The organism is Caulobacter sp. GW821-FHT11E10 (assembly GCF_058808375.1).
The window spans coordinates 133,068-149,782 of record NZ_JBXARP010000011.1; the positions used below are offsets into that span (position 1 = coordinate 133,068).

Annotated in this window: 21 protein-coding genes; 7 read left to right on the forward strand and 14 right to left on the reverse strand. The window is 68.0% G+C overall.

What is annotated here, in order from left to right:
• The first annotated feature begins 22 nt into the window (after positions 1-22).
• Together AC1RRV_RS22220 and AC1RRV_RS22225 are read left to right on the forward strand one after the other, a co-directional pair.
• A complete protein-coding gene (locus AC1RRV_RS22220) occupies positions 23-250 on the forward strand; it encodes a hypothetical protein (RefSeq protein ID WP_492861886.1) in 228 nt (75 codons plus the stop codon).
• A 121-nt stretch (positions 251-371) separates the two neighbouring features.
• Positions 372-1,130, forward strand: a complete 759-nt coding sequence (locus AC1RRV_RS22225; RefSeq protein WP_492861824.1) for a Crp/Fnr family transcriptional regulator — start codon at positions 372-374, stop codon at positions 1,128-1,130.
• Here AC1RRV_RS22225 and AC1RRV_RS22230 read toward each other — a convergent pair.
• The 8 genes from AC1RRV_RS22230 to yaaA form a co-directional block, all read right to left on the reverse strand.
• Entirely contained in the window at positions 1,127-2,092 is a 966-nt protein-coding gene (locus AC1RRV_RS22230; protein ID WP_492861825.1) for an NAD(P)H-dependent flavin oxidoreductase, read from the reverse strand. The genes AC1RRV_RS22225 and AC1RRV_RS22230 overlap by 4 nt on opposite strands.
• A 77-nt stretch (positions 2,093-2,169) precedes the next feature.
• Positions 2,170-2,307, reverse strand: a complete 138-nt coding sequence (locus AC1RRV_RS22235) for a hypothetical protein (protein ID WP_492861826.1) — start codon at positions 2,305-2,307, stop codon at positions 2,170-2,172.
• 136 nt (positions 2,308-2,443) lie between these two features.
• Complete coding sequence (locus AC1RRV_RS22240) at positions 2,444-3,226, reverse strand: SDR family NAD(P)-dependent oxidoreductase (RefSeq protein ID WP_492861827.1); 783 nt, start codon at positions 3,224-3,226, stop codon at positions 2,444-2,446.
• Positions 3,227-3,289: 63 nt separating this feature from the next.
• A complete protein-coding gene (locus AC1RRV_RS22245; protein ID WP_492861828.1) occupies positions 3,290-4,051 on the reverse strand; it encodes a site-2 protease family protein in 762 nt (253 codons plus the stop codon).
• Between the two features lie 207 nt (positions 4,052-4,258).
• Positions 4,259-4,681 (reverse strand): NUDIX hydrolase, encoded by a 423-nt coding sequence (locus tag AC1RRV_RS22250; RefSeq protein ID WP_492861829.1) that lies wholly within the window; start codon positions 4,679-4,681, stop codon positions 4,259-4,261.
• 10 nt (positions 4,682-4,691) lie between these two features.
• Positions 4,692-5,750: a patatin-like phospholipase family protein gene (locus tag AC1RRV_RS22255; protein ID WP_492861830.1), complete on the reverse strand. Its 1,059-nt coding sequence runs from the start codon at positions 5,748-5,750 to the stop codon at positions 4,692-4,694.
• A 59-nt stretch (positions 5,751-5,809) separates the two neighbouring features.
• Positions 5,810-6,607, reverse strand: a complete 798-nt coding sequence (locus AC1RRV_RS22260) for a 3-hydroxybutyrate dehydrogenase (protein WP_492861831.1) — start codon at positions 6,605-6,607, stop codon at positions 5,810-5,812.
• A 98-nt stretch (positions 6,608-6,705) separates the two neighbouring features.
• Positions 6,706-7,473: a peroxide stress protein YaaA gene (gene yaaA / locus AC1RRV_RS22265; RefSeq protein ID WP_492861832.1), complete on the reverse strand. Its 768-nt coding sequence runs from the start codon at positions 7,471-7,473 to the stop codon at positions 6,706-6,708.
• Between the two features lie 267 nt (positions 7,474-7,740).
• On the opposite strand from yaaA, the gene AC1RRV_RS22270 reads away from it, so the two are divergent.
• Genes AC1RRV_RS22270 through AC1RRV_RS22280 form a run of 3 tightly spaced genes read left to right on the forward strand, consistent with a single transcriptional unit; the run spans position 7,741 to position 8,843 of the window.
• Positions 7,741-8,193 (forward strand): hypothetical protein, encoded by a 453-nt coding sequence (locus tag AC1RRV_RS22270; RefSeq protein ID WP_492861833.1) that lies wholly within the window; start codon positions 7,741-7,743, stop codon positions 8,191-8,193.
• Entirely contained in the window at positions 8,190-8,486 is a 297-nt protein-coding gene (locus AC1RRV_RS22275) for a transcriptional regulator (RefSeq protein ID WP_492861834.1), read from the forward strand. Before AC1RRV_RS22270 ends, AC1RRV_RS22275 begins: the two co-directional genes overlap by 4 nt.
• Positions 8,487-8,528: 42 nt before the next feature.
• The gene (locus tag AC1RRV_RS22280) at positions 8,529-8,843 is read left to right on the forward strand and encodes a hypothetical protein (RefSeq protein ID WP_492861835.1); all 315 of its coding nucleotides are present in this window, start codon (positions 8,529-8,531) and stop codon (positions 8,841-8,843) included.
• Here the strand turns inward: AC1RRV_RS22280 and AC1RRV_RS22285 are convergent.
• The 5 genes from AC1RRV_RS22285 to AC1RRV_RS22305 are packed head-to-tail and all read right to left on the reverse strand — an operon-like array spanning position 8,840 to position 13,500.
• Positions 8,840-10,261 carry an FAD-binding oxidoreductase gene (locus tag AC1RRV_RS22285; RefSeq protein WP_492861836.1) on the reverse strand — a complete coding sequence of 474 codons (1,422 nt, stop codon included), beginning with the start codon at positions 10,259-10,261 and terminating at the stop codon, positions 8,840-8,842. The genes AC1RRV_RS22280 and AC1RRV_RS22285 overlap by 4 nt on opposite strands.
• Positions 10,262-10,320: 59 nt before the next feature.
• Positions 10,321-10,644: a 1-deoxy-D-xylulose-5-phosphate synthase gene (locus tag AC1RRV_RS22290; RefSeq protein WP_492861837.1), complete on the reverse strand. Its 324-nt coding sequence runs from the start codon at positions 10,642-10,644 to the stop codon at positions 10,321-10,323.
• A 4-nt stretch (positions 10,645-10,648) separates the two neighbouring features.
• Entirely contained in the window at positions 10,649-11,626 is a 978-nt protein-coding gene (locus tag AC1RRV_RS22295) for an L-threonylcarbamoyladenylate synthase (protein ID WP_492861838.1), read from the reverse strand.
• Entirely contained in the window at positions 11,557-12,834 is a 1,278-nt protein-coding gene (locus AC1RRV_RS22300) for a YceI family protein (protein ID WP_492861839.1), read from the reverse strand. Before AC1RRV_RS22300 ends, AC1RRV_RS22295 begins: the two co-directional genes overlap by 70 nt.
• A gap of 33 nt (positions 12,835-12,867) precedes the next feature.
• The gene (locus AC1RRV_RS22305; protein ID WP_492861840.1) at positions 12,868-13,500 is read right to left on the reverse strand and encodes a YceI family protein; all 633 of its coding nucleotides are present in this window, start codon (positions 13,498-13,500) and stop codon (positions 12,868-12,870) included.
• Positions 13,501-13,686: 186 nt separating this feature from the next.
• Here AC1RRV_RS22305 and AC1RRV_RS22310 point away from each other — a divergent pair, with 186 nt between their 5' ends.
• Positions 13,687-15,444 (forward strand): acyl-CoA dehydrogenase family protein, encoded by a 1,758-nt coding sequence (locus tag AC1RRV_RS22310; RefSeq protein ID WP_492861841.1) that lies wholly within the window; start codon positions 13,687-13,689, stop codon positions 15,442-15,444.
• A gap of 54 nt (positions 15,445-15,498) precedes the next feature.
• Here AC1RRV_RS22310 and AC1RRV_RS22315 read toward each other — a convergent pair whose 3' ends face one another.
• Complete coding sequence (locus AC1RRV_RS22315) at positions 15,499-15,981, reverse strand: peroxiredoxin (RefSeq protein ID WP_492861842.1); 483 nt, start codon at positions 15,979-15,981, stop codon at positions 15,499-15,501.
• 136 nt (positions 15,982-16,117) lie between these two features.
• Here AC1RRV_RS22315 and AC1RRV_RS22320 point away from each other — a divergent pair, with 136 nt between their 5' ends.
• The gene (locus tag AC1RRV_RS22320; protein WP_492861843.1) at positions 16,118-16,714 is read left to right on the forward strand and encodes a YqgE/AlgH family protein; all 597 of its coding nucleotides are present in this window, start codon (positions 16,118-16,120) and stop codon (positions 16,712-16,714) included.
• The last annotated feature ends 1 nt before the right edge of the window (position 16,715 follow it).

A 16,715-nucleotide genomic window follows, 5' to 3' on the forward strand; every position in this document is an offset into this window, starting at 1 on the left:
GATGAGGCGTTCCCTGTGGATACTGCAAGGAGGTCTAGCCATGACTGAGGTGCATTACGGTGTGGTGCGCGTCGGCGATCGCTGGTCGATCATCGGCGACAATCTGCGGTTCGGTGCCTACGAAACCCGCAGCCAGGCAAGCGCCGCGGCGCGTCGCCTGGCGGAGCATCCGGCCGGCCTTGGCCTGCCCGTCATGATGCACGAACAGGAAGAGGACTGGGTGCTGCCGGGCCCCACGCCCCTCAGCTGAATCCTCGGCTCCCGTAGGCCCCAAGACACCTAATCGGACGTATCCGGAAGAGTCTCGACGGAAGCGGGAAACTAAGCCGTGCGCCGCGCGCTTTTAAGGCGCCAAGTCACGGGAGGTCCGAATGACCGCCATCGCCCGCATCGCTCGCGGAACCGCCGAGAGCGACACCGCGCCGCCCCATTCCGCCAACCGGCTGCTCGCCGCCTTGCGCCCAGACGCGCTGGCGGAAGTGGCCCCCTACCTGACCCTTGTCGAGCTCGCGGCGGATGTCGTCCTGTTCGACGCCGGCGACGATGTCGAAACCACCTACCTGCCATGCGGGCCGACCCAGGTTTCGCTGCTCGTCGTCTCGGCCGATGGCCAGGAGATCGAGGCGGCCAGCATCGGACTCGAGGGCGCGATCGGCGGGGTGGTCAGCGCCGGCTTCAAGCCCGCCTACGGCCGCGCCGTGGTCCGCGTTCCTGGCCACGCCTACTGCCTGCCGACGGTCCGCCTGGAAGAGCTCAAGGTCCGCCATGCCGTCGTGGCCGACCTCTTCGATCGCGCCGCCGACGTGTTCATCGCCCAGATGATGCAGATGGTGGCCTGCAACGCCCTGCATCCGATCGAGCAGCGCGTCTGCCGCTGGCTGCTGTTCGCCCACGATCGCTCGGGCGAGGAACCCATTCGCCTCACCCAGGAGACCCTGGCCCAGATGCTGGGCGTGCAGCGCACAACGATCAGCGCCGTCGCGCGGGCCTTGCAGGACGCCGGGGTCCTTCACATCGGTCGAGGCCGGGTCGAGATCCTCGATCGCCCTGGACTGGAGAAGCGCGCCTGCGAGTGTCACGACGCGGTCGAGGCTCACTTCAGCAGGGTGCTGCCCAAGGTCGAGCTCTAGATCCTGAAGGCGTTGGCTCTCTCCAACGCCGTCTCCGCCTCGGCCATCAGTCGGGCCACGATCTCGCCGGCCGGCAGGACCTCGCGCACGCCGCCGGCGCTCTGGCCCATGGCGAAGCAGGACTTGTCGGGGTCCAGCCCCTCGACCTGACCGCCGATGCCGCCCATGGCCCCGGCCTTGATCGAGACTATGGCCTGCTGCGGGAACGGCTGGATGTCGGCCGGCCGAGTCTCCCAGTCGTCGACATAGGGGTTCTTGCGCACCCGCATCGGCTTGCCCGAATAGCAGCGCGTGCGGACGGTGTCCTCGTCGGCGGCCTCGACCACCGCCTGGCGATAGAGATCGCCGGCGTGAGCCTCGAAGCTGGCTATGAACCGGGTGCCCATCCAGACGCCTTGCGCGCCCAGGGCCAACGCCGCCGCTAACCCGCGACCGTCATGCAAGCCGCCGGCGGCGACCACCGGGATCTTCACCGCCTCCACGGCCTGGGCCACCAGCGGCAGGGTGCCGACAAGACCGGTGTGGCCGCCGCCCTCGCCGCCCTGGCAGATGACCGCGTCGCAGCCGGCCTGCTCGGCCTTGACCGCGTGCTTCACCGCCCCGCAGACGACCATGACCTTGAGACCCGCCGCCTTGAGACGCTCGATGATCGGCAGCGGCACGCCCAGGCCGGCGATGAAGGACGAGGCGCCCTCCTCGATGATGACCTCGACGCTGGCGGTCAGGGCGTCGGGCGTGGCGGCCAGCAGGTCGACCCCGAACGGCTTGTTGGTGAGACTTTTGACCTCGCGCATCTGGGCGCGGATGAAGTCCGGCGAGGTCCCGGCCATGCCCAGCACGCCGTAGCCGCCGGCGTTCGACACCGCGGCCGCCAGCGGGGCGTAGGACACCCCGCCCATGCCGGCGAGCAGGATCGGATGTTCGATATGCAGAAGATCGCAGAGCGGCGTGCGCAGCCCCATGGCCCTTCCTCCCTATGTTTCCAGGAGGATTTCGGCGCGCGGCCCGGTCCGCAAGCGTGCCGCGAGGTCAGTCGGACCTAGTTGTGTTTCGTCAGCTCGGCCTCGACATCCGACTCGCAGGTCCAGAAGCAGCTCGCCATGGCCGTCAGGACCAAAGCGACCAGCATCATGAAGCCACGCGGCGGGGCCAGGCTGACAACGTCTTGGGGCGTCATCTCTCTCGTTTCCTCGTCGGCGCCCGGATCTGATGTCCAGGCTGCCACGAGGAAAGCTTCTCACTGCGGACGATGTTCCGCAAGAGCCTGTTTTCAATGGCTTTTTATTGGACTTCAGAGTCCAAGAAACCCGCCGTTAGAAGATCGAGTATCCGCCGTCGATGACGATGGTCGTACCCGACTGATAGCTGGAGGCGTCGGAGGCCAGGTAGACGGCCATGCCGCCGAAGTCCTCGGGCTCGCCCCAGCGGCGGGCGGGAACGCGGGGGATCACCTTCTCGGCGAAGGTGGCGTTGCCTTGCGCCCCGGCGGTCATGTCGGTGGCGATCCAGCCGGGCAGGATGGCGTTGGCGCGGACGCCGTAGCGCGCGTGCTCGACGGCGACCGACTTGATCATCGAGATCACCGCGCCCTTGGTGGCGGCATAGGCCTCGTTGCGGGCCGCGCCCTCGATGGCGGCCAGCGAGGCGACGCCGACCAGCGAACCGCCCGGATCGCCCGTCTTGGCCCGCTCGACCATGTGGCGGCAGGCTTCGCGCAGGGTGAAGAAGACCCCGTCCAGATTGACCGCCAGGATCTTGCGATAGGTCTCGGTCCGCATGTCGACGAACGAGGGCGAGCCGTAGCCGATGCCGGCGTTGGCGAAGACGCTGTCGACCCGGCCCATGGCGGCCACGGCCTCCTCCATGCCCTCGCGGACCTGGGCTTCGTCGGAGACATCGACCGTCTGGGCCTTCACCCGGACGCCCAGGCCGGTCAGCTGCTGCTCGGCGGCGAGGTTGCGCTCGGGGTTGGAGCCCCAGATCACGACGTCCGCCCCGGCCTGCGCCATCGCCTTGGCCATGCCGAAGCCGATGCCGCGGTTGCCGCCGGTCACCAGCGCGACCTTGCCCGACAGATTGAACGGCGCGTAGGCCATGGCGAGCCCTCCTCATTCTTCTTGAAACAGTTGTTTGAAGAAGAAGCGGTCAGGCGCGAACGGTCAAGGGCCCCAGAAGTGGAAGGTCTCCCAGCCCGCGCCGATCGCGGGTCGCGATACGCCCAGAATGTCGGTGATCGTCAGGGCCGCCATGAAGATCAGCTTGCTGACCCCCGGGACCCAGAAGATCAGGGCGAACAGCAGCAGGAAGCCGACCCGCTCGACCTTGCGCATGGCCACGCGGATACGATCCGGCAGGAACGGCCGGATCACGCCGTAGCCGTCCAGGCCTGGAAACGGCAGCAGGTTCAGGATGAGGGCGCTGGCCTGCAGGAAGGCCAGCATGGCCAACGCGTTGCGCAAGGGCGCCGACGACACGAACGGCAAGGCCATGGCGATGACGATCAGCACGACCAGCGTCCCAAGCGGTCCGGCCAGCGAAGCCAGCGACCGCCAGCCCTTCGAGCGCATCAGGTCCTCGCGCAGATAGACCGCCCCGCCCGGAAAACCGATGCCGCCCAGCGCCAGGGCGATCAGCGGGAAGACGATGGTGGTGACGAGGTCGGTGTATTTCAGCGGGTCGAGGGTCAGGTAGCCCTTCTCGACGATGGTCGTGTCACCGGCCTTGTGAGCGACGAAGGCGTGGCTGAACTCGTGGACGCCGACGCTGAGGATCCAGGTCGCGGCGACGAAGGCGAAGGTGAACAGCCCCAGCGGCTGGATCCCGCCCGCCACGATCCAGCCCAGGACGACACAGGCGGCGATCAGGATCAGGGCGTTGGGGCTGATGGGCGCTCGCGGGGCGCGGGTCTCGATAACGGTCATGGGTGGGATGTTGCGGAGCTTGGGGACAAGCACAAGCGCTTCTCTCTCCAATGCCTCCCTAGGCCTTGTGCCTAGGGCCCAGGGTTCAGCCCGCACCATTTGTCGGAGCTTGGCGAGGCTGAACCGCAGGCGCGAACCGAGACTGTCCGTACTCGCCGACCGCATGGGTCCTGGGCACAAGGCCCAGGAAGGCGGGAATATTGTCATTCAGAGCTCAGAAAGCCGATCGTATGCCTCCGCGATCACCCGCCGCGTCTCGCCCCACTCCACCAGCGCCATGGCCTCATCGCGCGAGACGAACCGCGCCTCGGCCGCATCGTCGCCGGCCACGGGCTCTCCGCCGGTCCAGCGGGCGGCGTAGTCGATCAGGACGTAGTGGCGAGTGATCTCGCCGCCGGGACGAGCTGGAAAGACGCCGTCCACCACGTCGATCAGCCCGAGGAGCTCGGCGTCGACGCCGGTTTCTTCCTTGAGTTCGCGCAGGGCGGCGACTTCCAGCGTCTCGCCCCATTCCAGCCGGCCGCCGGGCAAACTCCACTGGTTCAGCCTCGGCGGCGTGCCGCGCCGGATCAGCAGCACCTCCGCGCCCCGCAGGCAGACGACGCCGACCGTGGGCACCGGATGGTTCATGCCAAGCCTCCTAGGGAAACCCAACCTTCAGATCGACGCTGGACTTGACCCCGATACACGTTCCGCACTCGGCCAGCCACTGCTCCGCCGCCGTCCGGCCGCGTTCCTTAAGGTCGGTCAGGAAGCTCCATTCGGTGTTGAACTTGGTCGACAGCGACAGGTCCGCCAGGGGCCTGTCGGCGGTGATGGCGTGGACCAGCATCCGGCGATAGCGCCCCCGGGCGGTGTCCTTCAGCAGGCCCTCGTCCAGCAGCTTCTGCACGAAGCCGATGGCCCGCAGCTCCGAGGCCAGGGAGGCGTTGAAGGTGATCTCGTTCAGCCGGTCCATGATCTCGCCCGGTGACTTGGGTGTCTCTTCGCGGACGAAGGGATTGAGGGTGACGATCAGGATGTCGTCCGGCGTGTCGTCGTAGAAGAGGGGCCAGAGCGGCGGATTGGCGAGAAAGCCGCCGTCCCAGTAAGGCTCGCCGTCGATCTCCACGGCCTGGAACAGCTGCGGCAGACAGGCGCTGGCCATGATGTGGCGGGCGGTCAGTTCGGTCTCGCGGAAGACCTTGGCCTTGCTGGTCCGCACCGCCGTGGCGGCGATGTAGAGCTTCAGCGGGCTCTTCTCGCGGATCTGGCTGAAGGTGATCTCGGCTTCCAGCGTGTCGTGCAGCGGGTTCAGGTTGAACGGATTGAACTCGTAGGGGCTAAACGAGAGGGCCAGGGTTTCGGCCATGCGCCAGCCAGGTGTGTTCTTCAGCCAGTCCGTTCCGCCGCCGAAGGCGTTCGTCCAGATCGAGGTGTCGCCGAAGACGTTGCGGCCGCCCTGCCGGTTCACCTGCCGCCAGAACGACTCCAGCCGTTTGCGGGCCCCTTCGCGGCCGCCCTCGATCAGGCCTTGGGCCAGGGCGACGGCGTTCATCGCGCCGGCCGAGGCGGCGGTCACCGCCCGGATTTCCAGGGCCTCGTCCTCGAGCAGGCGGTCGAGGACGCCCCACTCGAACGCCCCATGGGCGCCGCCGCCCTGCAGGGCCAGGCTCAGTCCCTTGGGACCGGACTTCTTCTTGAACGGCGGAATCGGCATGCGAACTCCCGAAGGACCAGCCCTCGATCAGTAGCGCTTCCGTCCCTTAAGTCTCGCGCTTATTGCGCGACCCAGCCGCCGTCGATCTGGAACGCCGCGCCGTTGGCCGAGGCCCCCGCGTCGGACACCAGATACAGCAGCATGCCCGACAGCTGGTCGAAGGTGACGAACTGCTTGGTCGGCTGGCTGGCCAGGATGACATCCTTCATCACGGCCTCTTCCGAGATGCCGCGCGCCTTGGCCTGGTCGGCGATCTGGGCTTCGACCAGCGGCGTCTTCACGAAGCCCGGGCAGATGGCGTTGCAGGTGACGCCGTGCTGGGCGACCTCGAGGGCGACGGTCTTGGTCAGGCCCAGAATGCCATGCTTGGCGGCGACATAGGCCGACTTGAACGGCGAAGCGACCAGACCGTGGGCCGAGGCGATGTTGACGATCCGCCCGCGCCCCTGCTCCTTCATGATCGGCGCCGCCGCCTTGATGGCGTGGAAGGCCGAGGACAGGTTGACCGCGATGATCAGGTCCCACTTGTCGTCCGGAAAATCCTCGATCGGGGCCACATGCTGGACGCCGGCGTTGTTGACCAGGATGTCCAGCTCGCCGAACTCGGCCTTGGCGGCTCGCACCATGTCGGCGATCTCGACCGGCTTGGTCATGTCGGCGCCGTGATACAGCACCTCGACGCCATGGGTTTCGGCCATTTCGGCGCGGGCGCGCTCGATGGCGTTCATCTCGCCCAGGCCGTTCATGACGATGTTGCAGCCCTGGGCGGCGAGCGCGTCGGCCAAGGCGTGACCGATGCCGCTGGTCGAGCCGGTGACGATGGCGACCTGCCCCTGCAAACCGAAATCGACGGCCATGCGGCGCGCTCCTAGATTGCTACCCTAATGTGCTGCATTGCAGCATATAGCTCGCCGTTGCGAGATGCGAGTGCTTATAAATTCATCACTAGATGAATTTAGGGCTGCGGGCGAGCGAAAACCCAGTCGGCCTCGGTCGAAAGCGACGGTTGGAAGCGATAGCCGTCGAGATTGAACCCCTTCAGCGCCTCGGCGCGGTCGACGCGGTTGTCGATGGCGTAACGCGCCATGCGGCCTCGCGCCTTCTTGGCGAAGAAGCCCAGCACGCGCAGTTCGCCGGCCTTCTCCTCCTTGAAGTGGCAGGTGACGACCGGCAGCTTCAGGGCCTTGGCGTCGACGGCGCCGAAATATTCCTGGCTGGCCAGGTTCACCAGGGTCGGGTCCGCGTGGCCCTCGGCGGCGGCGTTGAGGGTCTTGGAGATCGTCTCGCCCCAGAAATCGTAGAGGTTATGGCCGCGCTTGGTCTTCAGGCGCGTGCCCATCTCCAGGCGATAGGGCTGCAGGGCGTCGAACGGGCGCAGCACGCCGTACAGGCCCGACAGGATGCGGAGGTGCTCCTGCGTCCACTCCAGCGCCGGCCGGTCCAGCTCGCGCGCGGCGAGGCCAGCATAGACGTCGCCGTTGAAGGCGATGACGGCCTGAAGGCCGTCTTCCAGTTCTGAATCGAAAGCCTGGAACCGCTCCCGGTTCAGCTTGGCCAGGGCGTCGGAGATGTGCATCAGGCGCTTCAGGTCGGGCGCGGTCAGCTTGCGCGTCACCTTGGCCAGCTCGACGATCTGGGCCTTGAGCTCAGGCGTCGTGAGCGGCAGCACATCCTTGGGGGCGGTGAAGTCCAGCGACTTGGCGGGCGAGATGACCATCAGCATGGCCGGGGAGATAAAGGGTTAGACGAGCCTCCGCTAGCGGGCCGATGAATCCAATCCTCCCCCAAGCGGGGGAGGTGTCGGCCCGGAGGGACGACGGAGGGGGAAGTCCTGCCAGCCTGGCCCTTCCCCCTCCGGCGCCTCGCGCCACCTCCCCCGCTTGGGGAGGATCGGATGACGCGCCATCGCTTTCCATTTCGGAAAGTTTTCACTTGCCAATATGGAAAGCGATGATCTATGACTTTCCACAACGGAAAGTAAGAGTTCGACATGACCCGAGATGAAGACGCTTTGCGGATGCTGGCCGAAGTCCAGGCCGCCAATAGCGAGATGGCCGAGCGCGCCAAGGCGCCGGTCTGGTACCACCCGGCTCTGGGCCTGCTGATGGGCGGGCTGGCCGCCGTGCAAGCCGCGCCAGTCGGCTGGCAGTACGGCTACTTCGTCGTGGTCGGGCTGGGCCTGTGGCTGCTGGTCAAGGCCTATACCCGCAAGACCGGCATGTGGGTCTACGGCTATCGCGCCGGCCGGACACGGATCGTGGCGGTCGCCTTGGCGATAGTCACCGCCGGGACGATGCTGACCTCGGGCTGGCTGTTCCACTTCAAGCACGTGACGTTCGCGCCGTTCGTGGCCGGCGCCATCGTGGCGGTGGCCGCCACCGTCGCCGGCTTCCTCTGGGAAGCGGCCTTCCGGCGCGACATGCGCGAGGGCGGCTCGCTGTGAGCGGCGAACTGGACGCGGTGATCCACGCCCCCAATCGCCTGCAGATGTGCTGCATGCTGGCGGCCGTCGACACCATCGACTTCGCCACCGTCCGCGAGGCGCTGGACGTCTCGGAGTCGGTGCTCAGCAAGCACGTGAAGACCCTGGAAGAGGCCGGCTACGTCAAGGTCAGGAAGGTCGCCTCGGACGGGCGTCAGCGCACATGGCTGTCGCTGAGCACCGCCGGCCGCAAAGCGCTCAAAGGCCACCTCGCCGCCCTGAAGGCGATGATGGCCGGTGTTCCCGAGGCGTAACAACGCCTCGACCTCGGGGAGCGGCGAGGCTATCCAGCCGGGATGACTCAAGCCCTTGGCCTCGCCGCAGCCCTCCTCTGGCCGATTCCGATGATCGCCGCCCTGTTCTTCGTCCTGCGCGACGGGACGCTGAAGTACCGCATCGTGTGGGCGGTCATGTGCTTCGTCGGGGTCGGAGCGTTCTGGATGGAGCGCTCGACCGGCAAGTGGGGCTTCATCCCCATGGCGATCAATCTGCTGCCCAGCATGCAGCCCGGTTTCTATCGCGCCACGGTTCCAGCGGGCGCTTTCGCCGTCCTGGCCGTGATGTTCCTGCGCGCCCGCAAGCGCGCCGCCGCCAAGGCCAAGGCCGCCTAGAAGAGAACCCGCGGGTTCATGATCCGCTTGGGGTCCAGCGCCCCGCGGATCGCGCGCAGGGCCGCGACCTCGATCGGGTCCTTGTAGGTCAGGGCCTCGGCGGTCTTCATCGTCCCCAGGCCGTGCTCGGCGCTGATCGAGCCGGCGAAGGTGGCGGTGATGTCGTGGACGATCTTGGCCCCCGCCTCGCGCAGAGCGTCGTGGGCGTCGTCGTCGCCACCGACGGGCCTCAGCACATCGTAGTGGACGTTGCCGTCTCCGACGTGGCCGAAGGCGACGATGCGGGTTCCGGGGAAAGCCTTCTCGATGGCCGCATTGGCCTGGCCGATGAAGTCGGGGATCTTCGAGACCGGCACCGAGACGTCATGCTTCCAGACCGCGCCCTCGGGCTTCTGGCCGGCCGAGTGGCCCTCGCGGATGTGCCAGAACGCCTTCATCTGGGTTTCGGTCTGGGCGACGGCGGCGTCGGTGATCAGGCCGCGCTCCAGGGCGCCGGCCAGCAGGCGTTCCAGCGCCGCTTCAGCCGCGCCCGGTTCGCCGCTGGCGACCTCGATCAGCACGTACCAGGGATGGACCTCGGGCAGCGGGTCGCGCAGGCCGGGGACGTTGCGCACGGTCAGCTCGAAGCCTAGCCGGCCCATCAGTTCGAAGGCCTCGACCGCGCCGCCCGTCTCGTCCTTGGCGCGGGCCAGCAGCTGGATGGCGTCAGCCGGCGACGTCAGGCCGACGATCGCCACGGCCCGCGAGGCCAATAGCGCGTGCAGTTTCAGGCTGGCGGCCGTGACGACGCCCAGCGTGCCCTCGGCCCCAATCAAAAGCTGCTTGAGGTCGTAGCCGGTGTTGTCCTTGCGCAGACGCTTGAGGCCGTTCCAGATCTCGCCATTGGGCAGGACGGCCTCGATCCCGAGCACCTGCTCGCGCATCATGCCGTAGCGCAGGACGGCGGTGCCGCCGGCATTGGTCGAGATCAGCCCGCCGATGGTGCAGGAGCCTTCCGAGGCCACGCCAACGGTGAAGCGGCGACCGACCTTGGCCGCCTGCTGGTGCGCCTCCCACAGGGTGACGCCCGCTTCCAGAACCATGGCGTCATCGATCGGGTCGACGTCGCGGATCGCGGTCAGCTTCTGGGTCGACAGCAGGATCTCGCCGTGCGGGATCTGGCCGGCGACCAGGCCGGTATTGCCGCCCTGGGGCGTGATCGCCACGCCCTCGGCGGCGCAGATGCCGACCACGGCGGCGACCTCGGCGGTCGTGCGCGGGGTCACAAGCAGCGGCGTCTCGCCTTTCCACCGCCCACGCCATTCCACAAGCTTGGGCGCGATCACGTCCGGATCCTGGCTCCAGCCGCCCTCGCCGAGCAGGGCCTTAAGGCGGGAGACGACCCCCATGAGATTTGGGGCGGGTACAGGCTTGGTCATGGCGAGGGAGGATACGCTTCTGGTGGGGGCGATGTCAGTACCGTGCGCGCGGCGCCGAACTAGTCCAGGGCCGGGTCGGGAAGGCCCCGGATGTCGCGCCAATATTCCTCGCGCACGTCCTCGTCGATCACGGCCGGCTCGCCAGCGCCCTTGAAGAGCCGATCCGCCCCGTCCTTGCGCGCCCTGGCGATCCAGTACGGCTTGCCCGTGACGCTGTCCTCGAAATTGGCCTTCAGGCCCGAGTGGCGCAGCGTCTTGAACGACTGGCCGGCATAATGGAGCGTCTCGCCGCTCTTGGACGACGCGACCCGGCCGATCCGCGCCGGCCCGTTCACGCCCTTGGACTTGTCCTCGACATACATGATCCGGGATTTGGTCTTCATCGGCCTATCCTACGAAGCCGGCGGCGCGACGCAGCCGGTCATTGATCGCTTCGCCCAAACCCTCTTCGGGAATGACCGCCACGGCGATCGCCGTGGGCTGCGCCCGATCGGCGGCGCGCAGGAACGAGAAAAGGTTCGCCGCGGCCTCGCTCAAGGAGCCCGTCGGACTGAGATTGAACACGCCCTGCCCCTCCGGCCATGCACCAAAGGCCAGGAACGCCTCGCCAGCCTCCGGAGCCTTGGCGTTGATCCGAACGGGGGCGTCGGGGGCGTAGTGCAGGGCGAGACGCCCGGGCGAGCGCTTGGCGTCGTCCTCGGCCTCGGCCAGCGGGCCGACGATCTGCTGCAGCTGGACGCGGGTGACGGCCCCGGGACGCAGCAGGCGCACTTGCCCTTCGAGGACCGACACGACCGTGGACTCCAGGCCGACCGCGCAAGGACCGCCATCCAAGGCGGCGGCGGCCTTGTCGCCGGTCTCGGAGACTGCGTCGGCGAAGGTCGTGGGGCTGGGCCGGCCCGAGCGGTTGGCGGAGGGCGCGACGACCGCGCCGCCGAAGGCTTCCAGCACCGCGTGCGAGACGGGATGGCCCGGCACGCGGATGGCCACGGTGTCGAGACCGGCGCGGGCCAGGTCGCACACCGCCGATGTGTCCCTGATCGGTGCGACGATGGTCAGAGGGCCCGGCCAGAACGCCCGAGCGAGCGCATAGGCCCGATCGTCGAGATGGGCGATCCGCGCGGCGGTCTCCAGGTCGGCGACATGGGCGATCAGCGGGTTGAAGCGCGGCCGGCCCTTGGCCTCGAAGATCGCCGCCACCGCCGCCGGGTTCGAGGCGTCGGCCCCGAGCCCATAGACCGTCTCCGTCGGCAGCAGAACGAGCCCGCCGGCGCGCAGGGCTTCGGCGCCCGCCGCTACTTCCGCTTGGCGGTCAGCGAGAAGCTGACCTTCACCTTCGCCGCGATTTCGTCCGTCGACGCCCATTCACCCTGTCCAATGCCGAACGTCGTCCGGTCGAGGGTGGTTACACCGTGGGCGGTCGCCGTGTCGCCGTCGATCTTCAGGGTGAACGGCAGGCTGACCGGCTTTTTCACCCCGCGCAGGTCCAGGGTCCCATCGGCGACGTACTTGCCCTCGCCCGTCCGGCGGAAGCCGTTGGCGGTGAAGGTCGCCTTCGGATGCTCGGCGGTGTCGAAGAAGTCGCCGCTGGGCAGGCTCTGGTCGCGCTGGTCGTCGCCGGTCGTCGCCGAGGCCATGTCGATGGCGACGCTGACCTTCGAGCGATCCAGGGCGTCGGGCGAGAACAGGATGTCGGCCGTCCAGGTCCTGAACTGGCCTTCGATCGTGCTGTCCGTCCAGGTGGCGGCGAAGGTCAGGGTCGAACCCTTCTGGACGGTCCAGGCGACGGGGTCCTTGAGGGCGGGCTCGGGCGCGGGGGCCGCGGCGACCGGCGGGGCGGCTCCGGCCAGGTCGGGCGTGGACGCGGGGGTCGGGGCGGGCGCGGCCACCGGGGTCGGCGGCGCGGCGGGGCCACCTTTCAACGCGGGCATGTAGAGGAAGCCCGCGGCGATCACCGCCGCGAGGCCGGCGGCGGCCAGCCAGGCGCGCGGCTCCTTCCAGCCGGGGCGGGCGCCGGGGGCCATGTGGCTCAGCACCTCGTCGCGGTCGAGGATCTGGTGCTTGGCCACCGCGCCCAGATGGAGGACGAGGAGCACATAGGTCAGCTTGACCAGCAGGCCGTGGGCCACCTCGCCGGCCTCATGCCAGAGGTGCTTGGGGCCGGCCGCCAGCTCGGGCAGCAACGGGATGTGCGGCCACGGGAAGGTTCCGTACAGCAGGGTCGGGATGTTCACCCGGCTGGCCGACACGGCGATCCAACCGGTCAGCGGCAGGCCGATCATGATGGCGTAGAAGCCCCAGTGCACGATGTGCGAAGCCGCCCGCTCCCAGGCTGGCTGGCCTTCCGGCGGCGGCGGCGAGCGGTGGGTCAGCTTCCAGGCCAGCCGCAGCAGGCTGAGCAGCAGGATCGTGATGCCGATCGACTTGTGCAGCTGGAACAGGGCGTAGCTCGTCGGTCCCTTGGGGCCATCGTCCATCCGCCAGCCCAGGATGATCTGGAAGATGATGGCCGCGGCGATCAGCCAGTGGATGACGATCGCCACCGTCGTGTAGCGCGTACGGTTCGCGGCCATGGACATCTCCCAGACTTCCCAGTTGGACTCGGCTTACTTCTTTTCGAACTCGACTTCGATGTTCAGCGTGACCTCGTCGCCGATCAGCGGAACGTACTTGCCGACGCCGAACTCCGAACGCTTGAACGTCGTGCTGGCCGAGAAGCCCGTGCGCGTTTGTAGCGGGATCATGCCCGAACCGACGCCATTGAAAATGACGGCGAGGGTCACGGGTTTCGTCACACCGTGGATGGTGAGGTCGCCGGTCACCGCGCCATGCTGGCCATCGCCGATATCGATCGCGGTCGAGACGAAGGTGATGGTCGGATACTTGCCCGCCTCCAGCCAGCCGTCGCCGGTCAGCTCCTTGTTGAACTTCGCCCCGAATGCGTCCGCGCCCGTGGCGGTGTCCAGCGACGCCGGATCGACGGTGACGCTGAGCTTCGAAGCTTCCGGCGCCTTGGGGTCGTAGCGGAAATCGGCGTCCAGCCGGGTGAAGCGCAGGGTGTAGTTCGAATAGCCCATGTGCTTGAGCTTGGCGGTCAGCGAGGCGTGCTGCTTGTCGAGGACGTAGTGGCCGGCGGGCAGGTCGGCCGGCTTGACCGACGAGACGCCCGGCGCGGCCAGGGCGGCGGGAGCGGTCAGGAGGGCCGCGGCCAAAGCGACGTAAGCGAAGGGACGAGACATCGGGGAGAATGCTCCGGGCAAACTAAAACAGCACTAGTTACTGTTTCTCCGAATTGGGAACTCCGCCGCGCGATGAAAGGGCCTTGCGATCACGAGCCCGTGATCTCGACCGGAAAGCGGCGACCGGCTTGGCGACGTAACGTCAGCCCGCCTAAACAGGTCGCCGATAACCTGGAGTTTCCGGCCATGACCTATCGCGCGCCCGTCCGCGACCTCGCCTTCTCGCTGCGCCACGCGGCCGGGTTCGAGCGGTTGGCCGACGCGTTCCCGGAGGCTGACGCCGACACGGTGACGGCGGTGCTGGAAGCGGCCGGCGCCTTCGCGGCCGACGTGCTGGCCCCGCTGAACCGCCAGGGAGACCTGGTCGGCGCCAAACTGGAGAACGGTGTGGTCCGTTGCGCGCCGGGCTTCGCCGACGCCTACAAGCAGTTCGCCGAGGGCGGATGGGCCAGCCTCGCCGCCCCGCCCGAGCACGGCGGCCAGGGCCTGCCCAAGACCCTCGAGGTCTGCGTGCTGGAGATGGTCCAGGCGGCCAACATGGCGTTCGGCCTGTGCCCGATGCTGAGCCTGGGGGCGATCGAGGCGCTGGAGCTTTGTGGCTCCGACAGCCAGAAGCACACCTATCTGTCCAAGCTGGTTTCGGGCGAGTGGACCGGCACCATGAACCTGACCGAGCCCCAGGCGGGCTCTGACCTGGCGGCGCTGACCACGGTGGCGACCCCCGATGGGGACGGTGGCTGGTCCATCACCGGCCAGAAGATCTTCATCACCTGGGGTGACCACGACGCGGCCGACAACATCATCCATCTGGTCCTGGCCCGCACGCCCGACGCGCCTCCGGGGGTGAAGGGGATCTCGCTGTTCCTGGCCCCCAAGGTCCTGGTCAATGAGGACGGGTCGTTGGGCGAGGCCAACGGCGTCCGGGTCGGCGGGCTTGAGCACAAGCTGGGCATCCACGGCTCGCCCACCTGCGTGATGCTGTTCGAAGGCGCCAAGGCCGAACTCGTCGGGGGCCTGGGCCAAGGCTTGCCCAACATGTTCGTGATGATGAACGCCGCCCGCCTGCAGGTCGGGACACAAGGCGTGGCCATCGCCGAGCGCGCCTACCAGCAGGCCCTGAACTTCAGCCAGGAACGCACCCAAGGCCGCTCGATCTGGACCGGCGCCTATCCCTCGCGCCTATTTGACCATCCGGACATCCGCCGCGCGCTGGTCCTGATGAAGGCCCATATCGAGGCCGCCCGGGGAATCTGCCTGTCGACCGCCGTCGCCGCTGACCTGGCCCGCGCCGCGGCCGACGAGGCGACCCGCACGGCCGCCAAGCTGCGCGAGGAACTGCTGACCCCGATCGCCAAGGCCTGGTCGACCGATGTCGGCGTCTGGGTGGCTTCGCAGGGCGTACAGATCCATGGCGGCATGGGCTTCATCGAGGAGACCGGCGCGGCCCAGCACTATCGCGACGCTCGCATCGCCCCGATCTACGAAGGCACCAACGGCATCCAGGCCATCGACCTGGTCGGCCGCAAGCTGATGCTGGGCGAGGGCCAGGCGGTCGGCGACCTGATGGACGACATCCGCGACACCATCGACGTCCTGCTGGCCTCGGACCTCAAGGGCGTCGGCCTGCGCCTGGAGGCGGCGCTGAACGCCGCCGCCTCGGCCACGGCCTGGCTGATCGAGCGCCGCACGAAGTCGATGCCGGACGCCCTGTCCGGCGCCACCGCCTATCAGAAGCTCTTGGGCGACGTGGTCGGCGGCTGGATGCTCGCCAAGGGCGCCTTGGCGGCCTCGGGCGAGGCGGACGCGGCCTGGGGCGAGAGCAAGCGGGCCCTGGCCCGGGTGTTCGCGGAAGCCGTCCTGGCCCAGGTCCCCGGCGCGGCGGCGGGGGTGATGCTGGGTTCGGCGGACCTGGAGGCGATGACGCCGGAAGTGCTGGGAGCCTGATACGAAAAGGGCGACGGGAGGACCCGTCGCCCTTCGAAACCGTAGCCGGCAGCCTTACAGCTGTTCCAGCAGGTACTCGGCCGACGAGACCTTGAACTGGCCGGCGTCTTCGACGTTCAGCTGGGTCACGACGCCGTCCTTGGCGATCAGCGAATAGCGCTGCGAGCGGGCGCCCATGCCGAACTTGCTGCCGTCGAAGTCCAGGCCGATCGTGCGGGTGAACTCGCCGTTGCCGTCGGCCAGCAGCAGGACCTCGCCGTCGATGCCTTGGTCCTTGCCCCAGGCCTTCATCACGAAGACGTCGTTGACCGAGACGCAGGCGATGGTGTCGACGCCCTTGGCCTTCAGCTCGTCGGCCTTCTCCTTGAAGCCCGGCAGGTGCTTGGCCGAGCAGGTCGGGGTAAACGCGCCCGGAACGGCGAACAGGGCGACGGTCTTGCCCTTGAAGATGTCGTCGGTGCTGATCGGCGCCGGCCCTTCGGCCGTGCTGGTCATGAAAGTCGCCGCGGGCAGCGTGTCGCCAACCTTGATCGCCATGGGCCTGTTTCCTCGTGTGGGGGATGTATAGCGACGCCTCGAATATCCTTAGGCGAGGCGGCCGCCAAGCACGCTTTCATAACGCGCACGACTTGAAACCGTCACACCGAAGGCCAATGCTCTCCTGATGGCGAGTATGATCAAAGACGACGGCCCAACTGGGGACGATGGGGGCGAGTTCCTGACCGGACGGCTCCTGGTGGCCATGCCCGGCATCGACGATCCGCGCTTCGAGCGCACGGTGCTCTACCTGTGCGCCCACGACGAGGACCAGGCGATGGGCCTGGCCGTGAACCGCCCGGTCGACGGCCTGACCGTGTTCGAACTTCTGGAGCGCCTCGGCGTGAAGTCCGACATCCAGGCGCCGAGCGATCTGGTGCTGCTGGGCGGACCGATCGAGCGCGAGCGGGGCTTCGTCCTGCACACCGACGACTTCAACTCGCCGGACTCGACCGTGCCGGTGGCCGACGGCCTCGGCCTGACCGCCACACGTGACGTGCTGGACGCCATGGCCAGCCGCATGCGCCGTCCGCGCAGGGCGGTGCTGGCCCTGGGCTACGCCGGCTGGGGCCCTGGCCAGCTGGAGCAGGAGCTGCGCGACAACATCTGGCTGATCTGCGACGCCGACGAGGGCCTGCTGTTCGACGAGGACCACGAGCACAAGTGGACCCGGGCGCTGGCCAAGCTGGGTGTCACGGCCGACCACCTGTCGGCGACGGCGGGACGGGCTTAGG

Excerpts from the sequence above, each read along its gene's own strand:
- AC1RRV_RS22225 (WP_492861824.1), top strand. The coding sequence starts at position 372 with ATGACCGCCATCGCCCGCATCGCTCGCGGAACCGCCGAGAGCGACACC.
- AC1RRV_RS22230 (WP_492861825.1), bottom strand. The coding sequence starts at position 2,092 with ATGGGGCTGCGCACGCCGCTCTGCGATCTTCTGCATATCGAACATCCG.
- AC1RRV_RS22235 (WP_492861826.1), bottom strand. The coding sequence starts at position 2,307 with ATGACGCCCCAAGACGTTGTCAGCCTGGCCCCGCCGCGTGGCTTCATG.
- AC1RRV_RS22240 (WP_492861827.1), bottom strand. The coding sequence starts at position 3,226 with ATGGCCTACGCGCCGTTCAATCTGTCGGGCAAGGTCGCGCTGGTGACC.
- AC1RRV_RS22245 (WP_492861828.1), bottom strand. The coding sequence starts at position 4,051 with ATGACCGTTATCGAGACCCGCGCCCCGCGAGCGCCCATCAGCCCCAAC.
- AC1RRV_RS22250 (WP_492861829.1), bottom strand. The coding sequence starts at position 4,681 with ATGAACCATCCGGTGCCCACGGTCGGCGTCGTCTGCCTGCGGGGCGCG.
- AC1RRV_RS22255 (WP_492861830.1), bottom strand. The coding sequence starts at position 5,750 with ATGCCGATTCCGCCGTTCAAGAAGAAGTCCGGTCCCAAGGGACTGAGC.
- AC1RRV_RS22260 (WP_492861831.1), bottom strand. The coding sequence starts at position 6,607 with ATGGCCGTCGATTTCGGTTTGCAGGGGCAGGTCGCCATCGTCACCGGC.
- yaaA (WP_492861832.1), bottom strand. The coding sequence starts at position 7,473 with ATGCTGATGGTCATCTCGCCCGCCAAGTCGCTGGACTTCACCGCCCCC.
- AC1RRV_RS22270 (WP_492861833.1), top strand. The coding sequence starts at position 7,741 with ATGACCCGAGATGAAGACGCTTTGCGGATGCTGGCCGAAGTCCAGGCC.
- AC1RRV_RS22280 (WP_492861835.1), top strand. The coding sequence starts at position 8,529 with ATGACTCAAGCCCTTGGCCTCGCCGCAGCCCTCCTCTGGCCGATTCCG.
- AC1RRV_RS22285 (WP_492861836.1), bottom strand. The coding sequence starts at position 10,261 with ATGACCAAGCCTGTACCCGCCCCAAATCTCATGGGGGTCGTCTCCCGC.
- AC1RRV_RS22290 (WP_492861837.1), bottom strand. The coding sequence starts at position 10,644 with ATGAAGACCAAATCCCGGATCATGTATGTCGAGGACAAGTCCAAGGGC.
- AC1RRV_RS22295 (WP_492861838.1), bottom strand. The coding sequence starts at position 11,626 with ATGGGCGTCGACGGACGAAATCGCGGCGAAGGTGAAGGTCAGCTTCTC.
- AC1RRV_RS22300 (WP_492861839.1), bottom strand. The coding sequence starts at position 12,834 with ATGGCCGCGAACCGTACGCGCTACACGACGGTGGCGATCGTCATCCAC.
- AC1RRV_RS22305 (WP_492861840.1), bottom strand. The coding sequence starts at position 13,500 with ATGTCTCGTCCCTTCGCTTACGTCGCTTTGGCCGCGGCCCTCCTGACC.
- AC1RRV_RS22310 (WP_492861841.1), top strand. The coding sequence starts at position 13,687 with ATGACCTATCGCGCGCCCGTCCGCGACCTCGCCTTCTCGCTGCGCCAC.
- AC1RRV_RS22315 (WP_492861842.1), bottom strand. The coding sequence starts at position 15,981 with ATGGCGATCAAGGTTGGCGACACGCTGCCCGCGGCGACTTTCATGACC.
- AC1RRV_RS22320 (WP_492861843.1), top strand. The coding sequence starts at position 16,118 with ATGATCAAAGACGACGGCCCAACTGGGGACGATGGGGGCGAGTTCCTG.